Origin of the sequence: Pseudomonas sp. GL-RE-26, assembly GCF_019956275.1 — a bacterium.
GTDB lineage: Bacteria > Pseudomonadota > Gammaproteobacteria > Pseudomonadales > Pseudomonadaceae > Aquipseudomonas > Aquipseudomonas grandcourensis.
Map to the genome: position 1 here is coordinate 261,568 of NZ_JAHBDI010000011.1, position 14,126 is coordinate 275,693.

The window sequence follows — 14,126 nt, forward strand, 5'->3', positions numbered from 1 at the left end:
TGGCGGCTTACTCGATAAAGGTCACGACACCATCGGCCAGCGACTTCACCCGGGCCAGGGACTCTACTCGATAACCCTGCGAGTCCAGTTCCGCACGGCCGCCCTGGAACGACTTCTCGATCACGATGCCCAGGCCCGCCACGGTGGCGCCAGCCTGCTTGATGATCGAAATCAGTGCCTGGGACGCCTTACCGTTGGCCAGGAAGTCATCGATGATCAGCACGCGGTCGCTGCTGGTCAGGTGGCGCGGGGAGATCGCCACGGTGCTTTCGGTCTGCTTGGTGAACGAGTACACGGTCGCCGACAGCAGGTTTTCGGTCAGGGTCAGGGACTGGTGCTTGCGGGCGAAAATCACCGGCACACCCAGGTTCAGACCGGTCATGATCGCCGGGGCGATGCCCGAGGCTTCGATGGTGACGATCTTGGTGATGCCCGAATCCTTGAACAGCGTGGCGAATTCGTCGCCGATCAGCTTCATCAGGGCTGGGTCGATCTGGTGGTTCAGAAAGGCGTCGACTTTCAGGACCTGGTCGGAAAGCACGATGCCTTCTTCGCGAATTTTCTTGTGCAGGGCTTCCATGAAGCTGTCCTCTGTTGGCGCCTTGTGCGCCCTAAGGTTTTAAAAAAGTGGTCAATTCTAGCGCTTTAACATCGCGCGTATATCCGCCAATGCATTGTTGCCGCGCACGGCTTTGACTTCGGTCGGTGTGTCGTCGTTGCCTTCCCAGGCCAGATCGTCCGGCGGCAACTCATCGAGGAAGCGGCTCGGTGCGCAATCGATGATCTCGCCGTACTGCTTGCGCTTGGCGGCGAAGGTGAAGGCCAGGGTCTGGCGCGCGCGGGTAATGCCCACGTAGGCCAGGCGACGTTCTTCTTCGATAGTGTCGGCTTCGATGCTGGAGCGGTGCGGGAGGATTTCCTCCTCCATGCCCATGATGAACACGTAGGGAAATTCCAGGCCCTTGGACGCATGCAAGGTCATCATCTGCACGCCTTCGGCGCCATCTTCCTCTTCCTGCTGACGCTCGAGCATGTCGCGCAGGACGAGTTTTCCGATGGCGTCCTCGACGGTCATTTCGCCTTCTTCGTCTTTTTCCAGGGTGTTCTTCAGCGCTTCAATCAGGAACCAGACGTTACCCATGCGGTAGTCGGCAGCCTTGTCGCTGGAGCTGTTGGTGCGCAGCCAGTTCTCGTAGTCGATGTCCATGACCATGCTGCGCAGGGCAGAGATCGGGTCTTCGCCGGCGCACTGCTCGCGGACCCTGTCCATGAAGCGCTTGAAGCGCGACAGGCGATCGGTGAAGCGGCTGTCCAGATGCTCGCCCAAACCCATCTCGTCGGTGGCAGCGTACATCGAGATCTTGCGTTCGGTGGCGTAGTTACCCAGCTTCTCCAGCGTGGTCGAACCGATCTCGCGGCGCGGCACGTTGATCACCCGCAGGAAGGCGTTGTCGTCGTCCGGGTTCACGATCAGGCGGAAGTAGGCCATCAGGTCTTTCACTTCCTGACGTCCGAAAAAGCTGTTGCCGCCGGACAGGCGATACGGCACTTGGTGATGCTGCAACTTCAGTTCGATCAGCTTGGCTTGGTAGTTACCGCGATACAGGATCGCGAAATCGCTGTACGGGCGGTCGGTGCGCAAGTGCAGGCTGAGGATTTCCATGGCCACGCGCTCGGCCTCGGCGTCTTCGTTGCGGCAACGGATCACGCGGATCTCGTCGCCGTGACCCATTTCACTCCACAGCTGCTTTTCGAATTCGTGGGGGTTGTTCGAGATCAGCACGTTGGCGCAGCGCAGGATGCGACTGGTGGAGCGGTAGTTCTGCTCCAGCATCACCACTTTCAAGGACGGGTAGTCTTCCTTGAGCAGCATCAGGTTTTCCGGGCGAGCGCCGCGCCAGGCATAGATCGACTGGTCATCGTCGCCCACCACGGTGAACTGGTTGCGCTTGCCGATGAGCATTTTCACCAGCAGGTACTGGCTGGCGTTGGTGTCCTGGTATTCGTCGACCAGCAGGTAACGCACCTTGTTCTGCCACTTTTCCAGGATGTCGGCGTGCTCCTCGAATAGCTTCACCGGCAGCAGGATCAGGTCGTCGAAGTCCACCGCGTTGAACGCCTTGAGCGTGCGCTGGTAGTGGGTGTAGACGATGGCAGCGGTCTGTTCCTTGGGGTTGCGCGCGTTTTCCAGGGCCTGGGCCGGCAGGATCAGGTCGTTTTTCCAGGCGCCGATCATGTTCTTGATCTCGTCGACGCCGTCGTCGCCCGAGTATTCCTTCTGCATGATGTCGGTCATCAGGGCCTTGACGTCGGTCTCGTCGAAGATCGAGAAGCCCGGTTTGTAGCCCAGCCGCACGTGTTCCTTGCGGATGATGTTCAGGCCCAGGTTGTGGAACGTGCAGACCGTCAGCCCGCGCCCTTCACCGGCACGCAGCAGGGTGCCGACCCGTTCCTTCATTTCGCGGGCGGCCTTGTTGGTAAAGGTCATGGCGACGATGTACTGGGCGCGAATGCCGCAGTTCTGGATCAGGTGCGCGATTTTGCGCGTGATCACGCTGGTCTTGCCGGAGCCAGCACCGGCGAGCACCAATAGAGGGCCGCCGACGTAGTTCACGGCTTCTTGCTGCCGGGGATTGAGTCGGGACATACGTAAATTCAGGAGTCAGTCACAAAATGGGCCGGCATTTTAACAGGCTCAGCGAATTGTGCTGCTCTGTCCGACTTGTGACGTAGCACGCTATCTGTAATTGCCGGTTTTGTTACTTTCACGCAGGATGCGCAACGAATTTGCGGCTAATGTTCGTAATTCCGGATACAAAGGGCTCGTTTTGCTCACTGATGTCATTGTCATTGGTCATCGGAACGGCATAATGCCCGTCGCCTACATCTTTGCAGAGTCTAGGGAGCTAGCTTGTCTACGCCTGTCGAACCCTTGCGTTTGCTGCTACTGGCCGAAGAGCCAGCGTGGGCAGCGTTGTTGCGCGAGTGTCTGGCTCCTATGGGGAGCTCGGCCGTGCTCATCAGCGCGCCGAGTTGGGAGTCGGTCAGCAGCCTGTTCGATGACAACCGCAGCGCGGTGTTATTGACCATCCCGCAACTTCAACCGGCGCCGGGCCGTTGCAGCCTGCCGACGGTGTTGTTGCTCGACCATGAGCCGCTGACCCCGCCCGACGGCGTGAGTGACTGGCTGGTGCGCGATTTGCTCGATCCCGGCATGTTGCGCCGTTGCCTGCGCCATGTGCGCGAACGCGGCGTCCTGGAAAACACTCTGCAACGCCTGGCCGAGCAAGATCCGCTGACCGGCATCGCCAACCGCCAGGGTTTCCAGACCCTGCTGACGGCGCGCCTGGCGGAAAACGACGGTCGCGGCCTGGCCCTCGGTCATCTCGATCTCGACAACTTCCGTTATGCCAACGACGCCCTCGGCCATCAGGCCGGTGACCGCCTGATCCTGCAAGTGGTGGCGCGGCTCAAAAACCAGCTTGAGGCCGGCGATCAACTGGCGCGCCTGGGCAGTGATGAATTCGCTCTGCTGATCGACACCCGTCGCGCTCCCCAGCGTGCCGAGTGGATGGCCGAGCGCATCAGCGAAGCACTGGCCGAGCCTTACTGGGTCGACGGCGAAAGCCTGTTGATCGGCTCCAGCCTGGGCATCGCCTACGCCCGGGCCCAGGCCGGTGCGGACCCGCTGATGTGGCATGCGCACATCGCCATGCAGCAGGCCAAAAGCACCCAGGGCTGCACCTTTCACATTTTCAACGAGCGCATCAACCGCAATGCCCGCAGCATCGCCGACCTCGAAACCGAGCTGCGCCGGGCGCTGCGTCGTGATGAGCTGGAGCTGCATTACCAGCCACGGCTGAACCTCGAAGACGGGCAGATCGTTGGCCTCGAAGCGTTGGTGCGCTGGCGGCATGCCGAGCGCGGCTTGCTGCCTCCGAGTGAGTTCGTGCCGCTGGCTGAGCAAAGCGGTCTGATTGTGCCGCTGGGCTACTGGGTGATTTCCCGGGCCTTGCGCGACATGCAGGCGCTGCTTGAGCTGGGTTTGCCGCCGTTGCACATGGCGATCAATCTGTCGTTCCGACAGTTCCAGGACAGCCAGCTGTTGTCGACCCTCAGTCGCCTGATTGCCGAGCGAGGTGTCGAGGCGCAGTGGCTGGAGTTCGAGCTGACCGAAACCGCCGTGATGCGTCGCAGCGATCTGGTCAAGCAGACCATGGATGCCCTCGGGCGCCTCGGCGTGCGCTTCTCCCTCGACGACTTCGGCACCGGGTTCTCGTCGTTCGTGCACCTCAACAGCCTGCCGATCACCTTGCTGAAGATCGACAAGAGCTTTGTCGGCGGTATGGAGCAGCGTGAGGAAAACCGCAAGCTGGTCCACGCGATGATCAACCTGGCGCACAACCTCAACCTCGAGGTGGTCGCAGAAGGCGTGGAAACGCCGGAGCAACTGGATCTGCTGCGCGGGTTTGAATGCGATCAGGTGCAGGGATATTTGATCAGCAAGCCATTGCCGCTGGCCGAGTTGGTGGAATATCTGACGTTTGGTTCCAGTCAGCAGCCGATGCTGGAAATCGTGAGCTGACGTGTACACCCCTGTGGAGCGGGCTTTTGTGGCGAGGGGGCTTGTCGGAACGCCGCACTGCCCCGTTGGGTCGCGAAGCGGCCCCTTATCCTGCAACCGAGCTCTGTCAGGTACATCGCATTTTCTGGCTTTGCGGTTGCTGCGCAACCGAACGGGGGCAAGCCCCCTCGCCACAGGGCTGCTCCCACAGGGGATCTCAGTCTGGCTGAGCGACCGTGAAGTCGTTCTGTTGCGTTGGCTCCCGTCGAATCATCCGCTTCATCTTCCACTCAAACCCCAGCGTCAGGCTCACCGCCGCGCACGCCAGCCCCAGCGCCAAGCCCCACCAGACACCCGTTGGCCCCCAATTCAGGTGGAACGCCATCCACCACGCTGCCGGTGCGCCAATCAGCCAGTAGCAACCCAGGCCGACGAGGAAAGTGGTCTTGGCATCCTTGAGTCCGCGAATGCAGCCCATGGCAATGGTTTGCACGCCGTCGAACAGCTCGAACCATGCCGCCACCGCCAACAGGCTCACGGCCAGGTTGATGACATCGCGAAACGCCGGGTCGTTGTGGTCGAGAAACAAACCGACCAATTGGTTCGGCAATAGCCAGAAGACCATGGCGAAACACAGCATCGCCGCCGCCCCGAACGCAATGCCGACCCGCCCGGCCAGCCGCGCATACAGCAATTGCCCGGCGCCATAGTGCTGGCCGATGCGCATGGTGATCGCGTAGGAAATCCCCGCTGGCACCATGAACGCCACCGAGACGATTTGCAGGGCAATCTGATGCGCCCCCAGTTGTGTGCTGCCCATGGTGCCCATGCACAGCGCGGCGAAGGCAAACAGCCCGACTTCCACCGCGTAGGTGCCGCCAATCGGCAGGCCCAGGCGCCACAGCTCCTTCAGGTACTGGCGGTTCAGCCGCGACAGGCCCTGGCGTAGCGGATAGGCCTCATAAGCCGGATGCCGACGAATGTGCCACGCCAGCGCAAGTGCCATCAGGTTGGCGACAATCGCCGTGACCAGCCCAATGCCCGTCAACCCCAGCTTCGGCAGGCCGAACATGCCGGTGATCAACGCGTAGTTGAGCAGGAAGTTGGCGACCGTACCGCCAAGGCTGATGACCATCACCGGCGTCGCACGGCCAATGGCGCTGGTGAACCCGCGCAGGGCCATGAAGCTCAGGTAGCCGGGCAGGGCGAACGGCAGGAAGATCAAAAATTGACCGGCCGCGTTGACGTTGGTTTCGGTCTGCCCGAATAGCAGCAAGACCGGTTTGAGGTTCCACAGCAGCAAACCGGCGGCCAGTGCCATCAGCCATGCCAGCCACAGCCCGGCCTGGGTCAGCCGGGTAGCCCCGACGATATCGCCGGCCCCCTGACGGATCGCCACCAAAGTGCCGACGGCCGCAATCACGCCGATGCAGAAAATCGACACGAACGAATAGGTCGCCGCACCGAGCCCGCCACCGGCCAGGGCCTCGGGACTCAGGCGCGCCATCATCAGGGTGTCGGTGAGGACCATCAGCATGTGCGCCAACTGCGAGGCAATCAGCGGCCCCGCCAGCCGCAGGATGGCCCAGAGTTCAGTACGTGCTGGATGCTGCATGGTCATCACGCTCGATTATCAAAGGGAACAGGAAAGCACCGATTCTCGGCGCTTTGCGCGGTTTGCACAAAGGGATAAAAAGGATGGGTAGCATGATTAAAACTCATGCTGGAGAGTTTCTGCTAGGGTAGGCGAACCCCGCACCAGGAGCTTTCCCAATGTCCCGTCGTCTTCCTCCCTTGTATGCCCTGCGCGCATTCGAAGCGGCGGCGCGGCACAGCTCGTTTACCCGTGCGGCCGAAGAGCTGTCGATTACCCAAAGTGCGGTCAGCCGACATATTCGTACGCTCGAAGAGCATTTTGCCTGCCGCTTGTTTCACCGCAGTGGCCGCAACCTGCAACTGACCGAGTCGGCCCGTTTGCTGTTGCCGGGCATTCGCGAAGGCTTCACCGCCCTTGAACGTGGCTGTAATACCTTGCGCGCCGAAGACGACATCCTGCGCATGAAGGCCCCGTCAACCCTGACCATGCGCTGGTTGCTGGCGCGCCTCAGTCGCTTCCGTCATCTGCAACCGGGCAACGAAGTGCAATTGACCAGTGCGTGGATGGACATCGATTCGGTGGATTTCAACGACGAGCCGTTCGACTGTGCGGTGTTGCTGGGCAATGGACATTTCCCCCCGGACTGGGAGGCGAGTTACCTGTTCCCCGAGGAATTGATCCCGGTGGGCGCCCCCAACCTGCTGAACGATCAGCCTTGGGATGTCACGCGTCTGGCCAATACCGAATTGCTGCACCCGACCCCGGACCGCCGCGACTGGCGCAACTGGCTGGAACGCATGGGGCTGGCTGATCAGGTATCACTCAAGGGCGGGCAGGTGTTCGATACCTTGGAGCTGGGCATGATCGCCGCCGCGCGGGGTTATGGCGTGTCCATGGGCGATCTGCTGATGGTGGCTGAGGACGTGGCCCAGGGGCGCCTGAGTTTGCCCTGGCCGACCGCCGTTGCCAGTGGCGAGTGCTATTACCTGGTATGGCCGAAAACCCGGCCCGGCGGCGAACGCATGCGCCGGCTCAGCGACTTTCTGCAAAATGAAGTCCGGTCCATGGAGTTGCCGGATGTCGTGCATCTGAGCTGAAACGATGAAGCCGCCGCAATGACGGCTTCAGGCAATCTCCCGGTGAATGACTCAAGTATTCAACTTCGCCGCTGAAAATTTGCTGATGGGACCTTCGTGCAGGTCCCTGTATTCCACTGCGGACTTGCGGCATCAGGTTGACCGGTTTCGTTGAGTCACTGCCGAAGTCGCCATCGCGAGCAGACTCGCGATGGCATCGACTCAAATCCGTTTGCCCCCCATCTACTGATCAATTGTCTTTCTTGGCATTTTTTCGACTTTTATGCTTGCTGAAACGTTTCATCATGTCTATAAAAATGGCACAACTCCAAGAAAGGCTATTTTCATGACACCGCTCAAACTCTTCGTTGCCCTCAGCGCACTGTCCGCTGCCTCCCAAGCCCTAGCCTGGGATTACGTCCTGCTCGACACCGAAAAAGCCGCCCAGAACTGGCAAATCACCAGCCAGCAACTCGGCGTAAAAACCGACAAACCTTTCAGCGTGACCCTGCGTACTTTGCACGGCGGTCGGCAGGAAGGCGTCAGCATCGTCGACATCGATAACGGCACGATGAAACTTTCGGTAGTTCCAACTCGCGGCATGAACGTCCTGCAGGCCTCGGTCGGTAACGTGCGCATGGGTTGGGATTCGCCAGTCAAGGAAGTGGTCAATCCGTCCTTCATTGAGCTCAACGGCCGTGGTGGCCTGGGCTGGCTGGAAGGCTTCAATGAACTGGTCACCCGCTGCGGCTACGAATGGGTCGGCCACCCCGGCATCGACAACGGCGAACTGCTGACCCTGCACGGTCGCGCTGCCAATATCCCGGCAAACAAAGTCACCCTGCACATCGATGAAAAACCGCCGTACGCCATCAGCCTGCGCGGCGAGCTGAAAGAGCAGGCTTTCAAGAAAGTCGACTTCTCGGTCGCGACCGAACTGGTCACCGAGCCCGGCAGCGTAGCGTTCGCCCTCAACGACACCCTGACCAACAACGGCGACTATCCGAAGGAATACCAGGCGCTGTATCACAGTAACTTCAGCACCCCATTCCTGGAGCAGGGCGCCCGCTTCGCTGCGCCGGTGAAACAGGTGTCGCCGTTCAACGATAAAGCCAAAAGCGATTTGCCGGACTGGCAAACCTATCGCGCACCGACCAAGGACTACGACGAAACGGTTTACAACGTAGTGCCGTACGCCGATGCCAAGGGCGATACATTGACCGTCCTGCATAACAAGGCCGGCAGCCTGGGCGTCTCGGTCGGTTTCAACACTCAAACACTGCCCGTGTTCTCCCTGTGGAAAAACACCGATACCGAAGGGCAGGGCTATGTCACGGGGCTGGAGCCAGGCACGAGTTTTTCCTACAACCGCCGGTATCAGCGGCCACTGAACCTGGTGCCAATGATTGGGCCGAAGGAGCAGAAGCAGTTCCGCATCAGCTACGGCTTGCTGGCGGATAAGACCGCTGTGGATAAGGCGTTGAAGCAGGTGAGCGAGATTCAAGGTGGGCGGGAGACTGAGGTGCGGCAGACGCCGTTGGTTGACCTTACCAAGGGGTGATTTGCGCCATCTTTCCGAAAAACCGCTCATTGGTCGAAAAAACACTTAGAAATGACGTTTTTCAAAACACTTACAAATTTGAGCTACTGGCTTGTTGGCCGATATTGCAGCGCTTCGGCCAAGTGCTCGCGTCTGATCTCATCGACTTGTTCAAGGTCCGCAAGAGTGCGCGCTACTTTGAGCAGTCGATGGGCCGCTCGCAGTGACAAGGTCAGTCGTTCACACGCTGTCTCCAGCCACGTTTCGTCTGTTGTGGATAACTTGCAGTGTCTGCGCAGGCCCGGCAAGTCGAGAAAGGCATTGGCACAGCCTTGGCGCTTTTGTTGCCGTTCTCGTGCATCGGCAACCAACTCGGCGGCGGTGGCAGTGTCCTCGCCGGGTTTTAACGCAGGATTCAATGCCGTGGCTTCGCGAGCAACCGTCAGGTGCAGATCAATACGATCCAGCAGTGGCCCCGACAGTTTGTTGCGATAGCGCTGAACCATGTCCGGCGTACAGGAACAACGGCCACTCGGTTCGCCAAGATATCCACAGGGGCAGGGATTCATCGCAGCGACCAGTTGAAAGCGCGCCGGGAAGCGTACGCGGTCCTTGGCGCGGGAAATCACGATGTGGCCGGATTCCAGTGGTTCTCTCAACACCTCCAATACCTTGCGATCAAATTCCGGGAGTTCATCGAGGAACAGCACGCCATGGTGAGCGAGGGTGATTTCGCCCGGTTGTGGTTTCGAGCCACCGCCCACCAGTGCCGGTCCTGAGGCGGAATGGTGTGGTTGTCGGAAGGGTCGCTGTGGCCAGTGGCTCAGCGGTACGCAGCTGGCGACGGATTGAATCGCCGCGACCTCCAGTGCTTCGTTTTCGGCCAAGGGTGGCAACAGCCCTGGTAATCGGCTCGCCAGCAGTGTCTTGCCCGTACCTGGTGGCCCGCTGAACAGCAGGTTGTGCGCACCCGCTGCCGCAATCAGCAGCGCGCGTTTGGCTGCCATTTGCCCCTGAACTTCATTCAAATCAGGATAGGGTTTGCTGGCGTAGAGCAAACCATTGGAAACGTAAGGTTCGATGGGGGTGTGCCCATTGAAATGCGCCACCGCTTGCAGCAGATGGTCCACCGCGATGACCTTCAACCCCGACGCCAGGCAGGCCTCTTCGGCATTCGCCTGCGGCACCATCAACCAACGCCCGGCCTTGCGCGCCGCCAATGCCGCCGGCAGCACCCCGCGGACCGGTCGCACTGCGCCGGAAAGCGCCAGCTCCCCCAGGCACTCCACGTCATCCAGTGTCAACGTCGGCACTTGCACGCTGGCCGAGAGAATCCCGAGGGCAATCGCCAGATCGAACCGTCCGCCATCCTTGGGCAAATCCGCCGGCGCCAGATTCAACGTGATCCGTCGCGCCGGAAATTGCAGTCCCGAATTGATGATCGCACTGCGCACCCGATCCTTGCTTTCCTTCACCGCCGCCTCGGGCAAGCCGACCATGGTCAGCGATGGCAAACCATTGGCCAGATGGACTTCTACAGTAACGGCAGGCGCCTCCACGCCGACCTGGGCGCGGCTGTGGACGATGGAGAGGGACATGATCGTTCCTTGAGCTAAACGGGGACCGCTTCCTGCGGGTTTTTGAAGGGTAGACGCGGGGTGAGGATCTGGCGTTGGAAACAGGCCGGGAAATGTTCGCCGGATGTTGCGAGGTCATATCCACTGCTGTTCGAAAACAAAAAAACCGCCCAAAAGGCGGTTTTTCATTCGTGCATACGGTGTTTATTCGGTCGGCGGATTCAGCTTCGCTTCCAGCTCCGCCACCTTCGCCTCAAGGCTCTCCAGTCGCGCCCGTGTGCGCGCCAATACAACCATCTGGCTATCGAACTCTTCCCGACTCACCAGATCCAGTTTGCTGAAGCCACTTTGCAGCAACATTTTGAACTGGCTTTCGATTTCAGCTTTCGGCAGAGGCGTGTCGCCGCTGAAGAGGCGGGAGGCAGTGCCGGTGAGGGCGTCGAGGAAGTCTTTTGGCGCAAGCATGGGCAATGTCCTGGAAACAATGACGGGCAGTGTATCACGCAGTGTCTATAGTCATTTGCGCGGGCAAGGGATGCACGCTTTTCGCGCATGGGGACGGACGGTGTTGCACCGTTATTGTGCGTAACCCGGCGAGTGTTGCTGCGATATGGCGGACATCTGTCGGCAAAAGATTGAAAACTATGAGTTTTGTGGAGATGGCAAGGTTTCTGCTTAGATGGTGATGACCCATGCACTGATGCAGTCACTGTGACGAACGAAGTGCGCCAAGCGAAGCGGGGGAGTGTTTCGTGAGGGGCGTCGGACGGGCAGGTCAGGGCCGACGATGCGTTACAAAGCCAGGCACTGCGCTTAGACTTGAGTCGGGTTTGTTTTCCTGGGGCAAGTCCACCAATTCGGGAGAGAGTTTTCATGAAGCTAGTCACTGCCATCATCAAGCCGTTCAAGTTGGACGACGTACGCGAGTCGCTGTCCGAGATCGGCGTGCAGGGCATTACCGTCACTGAAGTCAAAGGCTTTGGTCGGCAGAAGGGTCACACCGAGCTGTATCGCGGCGCGGAATACGTGGTCGATTTCCTGCCCAAGGTGAAGATCGACGTCGCCATCGACGATAAGGATCTGGACCGGGTAATCGAGGCCATCACCAAGGCGGCCAACACCGGCAAGATCGGTGACGGCAAGATCTTCGTGGTCAATCTGGAACAGGCGATTCGCATCCGTACCGGCGAAACCGATACCGACGCAATCTAAGCCGCCACAAACCCAACGCCCCAGGAGAAAACAATATGACTCTGCGTAAATTCGCAGGGCTAGGAGCCCTGTTGTCCATCGTAATGCCCAGCCTTGCTCTGGCGGCAGACGAAGTGGCGGCCCCAGTCCTCAACTCCGGCGACACCGCCTGGATGATGACCTCGACAGCCTTGGTGCTGTTCATGACCATTCCCGGCCTCGCGCTGTTCTACGGCGGCATGGTTCGGTCGAAAAACATTCTTTCCGTGATGATGCAGTGCTTCGCCATTACCGGTCTGATCAGCGTCCTGTGGGTCATTTATGGCTACAGCATCGCGTTCGACACCACGGGCATGGAGCAGGGCGTCATCAACTTCAACTCGTTCTTCGGCGGCATGGGCAAGGCGTTCCTCGCCGGCATCACGCCAGCCAGCCTGACCGGCCCTGCGGCGCTGTTCCCCGAGGCGGTGTTCGTCACCTTCCAGATGACCTTCGCGATCATCACCCCGGCGCTGATCGTAGGCGCCTTCGCCGAGCGGATGAAGTTCTCCGCGATGTTGGTGTTCATGGGCGTGTGGTTCACCCTGGTTTACGCGCCGATTGCGCACATGGTCTGGTCCGGTAACGGCGGTCTGTTGTGGGACTGGGGAGTTCTGGACTTCGCCGGCGGCACCGTGGTGCATATCAACGCCGGTGTGGCTGGTCTGGTTGCCTGCCTGGTGCTGGGCAAGCGTAAAGGCTTCCCGACCACGCCGATGGCGCCGCACAACCTCGGTTACACCCTGATGGGCGCGGCCATGCTGTGGGTCGGCTGGTTCGGTTTCAACGCCGGTTCCGCCGCTGCGGCCAACGGCACCGCCGGTATGGCGATGCTGGTAACTCAGATTGCTACCGCCGCTGCTGCACTGGGCTGGATGTTTGCCGAGTGGCTCACCCACGGCAAACCTAGTGCACTGGGCATTGCTTCGGGCGTGGTTGCCGGTCTGGTGGCAATCACCCCGGCTGCCGGCACCGTTGGCCCGATGGGCGCACTGGTAATCGGTCTGGCGGCTGGTGTGGTGTGCTTCTTCTGCGCCACCACCCTCAAGCGCAAGCTCGGCTATGACGACTCCCTGGACGCCTTCGGCGTGCACGGTATCGGCGGTATCCTCGGCGCAATCCTGACCGGTGTGTTCGCTGCTCCGTCCCTGGGTGGCTTCGGCACCGTGACCGACATCGCCGCACAAGTGTGGATTCAGTGCAAAGGCGTGGGCTTCACGGTGATCTACACCGCGATCGCTACATACATCATCCTCAAGGTGCTGGATGCGGTCATGGGCCTGCGTATCAACGAAGAAGAAGAGGCGGTCGGCATCGATCTGGCGCTTCACAACGAACGCGGCTACAACTTGTAAGCAGGCGCGTAAAAAAACTGCCCGGCTTGCCGGGCATTTTTTTGTCTGGAATTTGTCATTAAGGACTGAGCTGAAAGGTTTTTTCCTACAGGTTTTACGATGTTTACGTCGGGTGTTTTTGTGCCGCCAAAGGCTTACAGGATTGAAGGAATATTAGGGCCTTTGTTTTTTCCCAGAGCGCGCTAGAATGCGCCCCGAACGTGCGGAGAACAGTATGTGGCAACAGACTCTGATTACCTTGCGGGCGAGGCCCCGGGGCTTTCATCTGGTAACGGACGAGTTACTCGCCGGCCTGCCTGAACTCAAGGCGTGTCGGGTCGGTCTGTTGCATTTGTGGCTGCAGCATACCTCGGCGTCGTTGACCATCAACGAGAACGCCGATCCGGCGGTACGTCGCGACTTCGAACGATTTTTCAATCGTCTGATCCCACAAGGAACAGACGGCTATGAGCATAACGACGAAGGCCTGGACGACCTCCCGGCGCACTTCAAGGCCAGCGTGCTTGGCTGTCAGCTCAGTTTGCCGATTTCGGCAGGCCGGTTGGCGTTGGGGACCTGGCAAGGCGTTTATCTGGGCGAGCACCGTGATCATGGCGGTGCCCGTAAAGTCCTCGCCACCGTACACGGTGAAGAGGCATAGCCGCTGGTCAGCAGCGGCTGTTGAATTTTTTCCTGCAGCCTTCGACAGAGGGCAAAGCTGGGCTATAACTAATCTGCTTTTCGCAAGTCATGAGGTAGAACATGAGCGACGATGATCTGGAAAACGACGACCTCGAAGTAGGCGACGACGACGAAACCGAAGAAGGTCTGGAAGCAGCGGCGGAAGACGTCGCTGAAGACGACGGCGGTGATGCGCCGGTTCCGGCCGCCAAAGGCAAGGCCAAGGCAGCGGTATCGGTCGATGAACTGCCGAGTGTCGAAGCCAAGAACAAGGAACGCGATGCTCTCGCGCGGGCCATGGAGGAGTTTTTGGCCAAAGGTGGCAAGGTGCAGGAAGTGGAGGCCAATGTGGTCGCCGATCCGCCCAAGAAACCGGACAACAAGTACGGCAGCCGGCCTATCTGAGCCTGCTACCCGCTTGCTGAAAAAGCCCGCCGTCGCTGCGGGCTTTTTCATGTCTGAAACAAAAATTTGAAACCTGTGGTGATCCCTGTGGGAGCGAGCTTGCTCCGGGCGGCGATCCGACG

12 protein-coding genes are annotated in these 14,126 nt (G+C 59.9%); 7 read left to right on the top strand and 5 right to left on the bottom strand.

Annotation, left to right across the window (positions count from 1 at the left end):
* Nucleotides 1-7 precede the first annotated feature (7 nt).
* Nucleotides 8-580: a xanthine phosphoribosyltransferase gene (locus KGB07_RS08735; RefSeq protein WP_046038985.1), complete on the bottom strand. Its 573-nt coding sequence runs from the start codon at nt 578-580 to the stop codon at nt 8-10.
* Nucleotides 581-637: 57 nt separating this feature from the next.
* Complete coding sequence (gene rep / locus KGB07_RS08740; RefSeq protein WP_046038986.1) at nt 638-2,647, bottom strand: DNA helicase Rep; 2,010 nt, start codon at nt 2,645-2,647, stop codon at nt 638-640.
* A gap of 264 nt (nt 2,648-2,911) precedes the next feature.
* Here rep and KGB07_RS08745 point away from each other — a divergent pair, with 264 nt between their 5' ends.
* Entirely contained in the window at nt 2,912-4,585 is a 1,674-nt protein-coding gene (locus tag KGB07_RS08745) for a putative bifunctional diguanylate cyclase/phosphodiesterase (protein WP_223465219.1), read from the top strand.
* Nucleotides 4,586-4,781: 196 nt separating this feature from the next.
* Here KGB07_RS08745 and KGB07_RS08750 read toward each other — a convergent pair whose 3' ends face one another.
* Nucleotides 4,782-6,179, bottom strand: a complete 1,398-nt coding sequence (locus KGB07_RS08750; RefSeq protein ID WP_223465220.1) for a NorM family multidrug efflux MATE transporter — start codon at nt 6,177-6,179, stop codon at nt 4,782-4,784.
* Nucleotides 6,180-6,337: 158 nt separating this feature from the next.
* Between KGB07_RS08750 and KGB07_RS08755 the strand changes: the two genes are divergently transcribed.
* Both KGB07_RS08755 and KGB07_RS08760 read left to right on the top strand, forming a co-directional pair.
* The gene (locus KGB07_RS08755; protein ID WP_046038988.1) at nt 6,338-7,258 is read left to right on the top strand and encodes a LysR substrate-binding domain-containing protein; all 921 of its coding nucleotides are present in this window, start codon (nt 6,338-6,340) and stop codon (nt 7,256-7,258) included.
* A gap of 325 nt (nt 7,259-7,583) precedes the next feature.
* Nucleotides 7,584-8,798 carry an aldose 1-epimerase family protein gene (locus KGB07_RS08760; RefSeq protein WP_046038990.1) on the top strand — a complete coding sequence of 405 codons (1,215 nt, stop codon included), beginning with the start codon at nt 7,584-7,586 and terminating at the stop codon, nt 8,796-8,798.
* A gap of 83 nt (nt 8,799-8,881) precedes the next feature.
* Here the strand turns inward: KGB07_RS08760 and KGB07_RS08765 are convergent, their stop codons facing one another.
* Together KGB07_RS08765 and KGB07_RS08770 are read right to left on the bottom strand one after the other, a co-directional pair.
* The gene (locus tag KGB07_RS08765; RefSeq protein WP_046038992.1) at nt 8,882-10,375 is read right to left on the bottom strand and encodes a YifB family Mg chelatase-like AAA ATPase; all 1,494 of its coding nucleotides are present in this window, start codon (nt 10,373-10,375) and stop codon (nt 8,882-8,884) included.
* Between the two features lie 183 nt (nt 10,376-10,558).
* A complete protein-coding gene (locus KGB07_RS08770) occupies nt 10,559-10,819 on the bottom strand; it encodes an accessory factor UbiK family protein (RefSeq protein WP_046038993.1) in 261 nt (86 codons plus the stop codon).
* 408 nt (nt 10,820-11,227) lie between these two features.
* Between KGB07_RS08770 and glnK the strand changes: the two genes are divergently transcribed.
* The 4 genes from glnK (at nt 11,228) to sutA (ending at nt 14,004) form a co-directional block, all read left to right on the top strand.
* Nucleotides 11,228-11,566, top strand: coding sequence for a P-II family nitrogen regulator (gene glnK / locus KGB07_RS08775; protein WP_002555808.1), 339 nt, complete (start codon nt 11,228-11,230; stop codon nt 11,564-11,566).
* 35 nt (nt 11,567-11,601) lie between these two features.
* On the top strand, nt 11,602-12,939 hold the full coding sequence (locus KGB07_RS08780) for an ammonium transporter (RefSeq protein ID WP_046038994.1): 1,338 nt from the start codon (nt 11,602-11,604) through the stop codon (nt 12,937-12,939).
* Between the two features lie 214 nt (nt 12,940-13,153).
* Nucleotides 13,154-13,579: a secondary thiamine-phosphate synthase enzyme YjbQ gene (locus KGB07_RS08785; RefSeq protein ID WP_008015517.1), complete on the top strand. Its 426-nt coding sequence runs from the start codon at nt 13,154-13,156 to the stop codon at nt 13,577-13,579.
* 101 nt (nt 13,580-13,680) lie between these two features.
* Complete coding sequence (sutA, locus tag KGB07_RS08790) at nt 13,681-14,004, top strand: transcriptional regulator SutA (RefSeq protein WP_046038997.1); 324 nt, start codon at nt 13,681-13,683, stop codon at nt 14,002-14,004.
* The last annotated feature ends 122 nt before the right edge of the window (nt 14,005-14,126 follow it).

Coding starts and splice junctions, on each gene's coding strand:
- KGB07_RS08735 (WP_046038985.1), bottom strand. CDS start 580: ATGGAAGCCCTGCACAAGAAAATTCGCGAAGAAGGCATCGTGCTTTCC.
- rep (WP_046038986.1), bottom strand. CDS start 2,647: ATGTCCCGACTCAATCCCCGGCAGCAAGAAGCCGTGAACTACGTCGGC.
- KGB07_RS08750 (WP_223465220.1), bottom strand. CDS start 6,179: ATGCAGCATCCAGCACGTACTGAACTCTGGGCCATCCTGCGGCTGGCG.
- KGB07_RS08755 (WP_046038988.1), top strand. CDS start 6,338: ATGTCCCGTCGTCTTCCTCCCTTGTATGCCCTGCGCGCATTCGAAGCG.
- KGB07_RS08760 (WP_046038990.1), top strand. CDS start 7,584: ATGACACCGCTCAAACTCTTCGTTGCCCTCAGCGCACTGTCCGCTGCC.
- KGB07_RS08765 (WP_046038992.1), bottom strand. CDS start 10,375: ATGTCCCTCTCCATCGTCCACAGCCGCGCCCAGGTCGGCGTGGAGGCG.
- KGB07_RS08770 (WP_046038993.1), bottom strand. CDS start 10,819: ATGCTTGCGCCAAAAGACTTCCTCGACGCCCTCACCGGCACTGCCTCC.
- glnK (WP_002555808.1), top strand. CDS start 11,228: ATGAAGCTAGTCACTGCCATCATCAAGCCGTTCAAGTTGGACGACGTA.
- KGB07_RS08780 (WP_046038994.1), top strand. CDS start 11,602: ATGACTCTGCGTAAATTCGCAGGGCTAGGAGCCCTGTTGTCCATCGTA.
- KGB07_RS08785 (WP_008015517.1), top strand. CDS start 13,154: ATGTGGCAACAGACTCTGATTACCTTGCGGGCGAGGCCCCGGGGCTTT.
- sutA (WP_046038997.1), top strand. CDS start 13,681: ATGAGCGACGATGATCTGGAAAACGACGACCTCGAAGTAGGCGACGAC.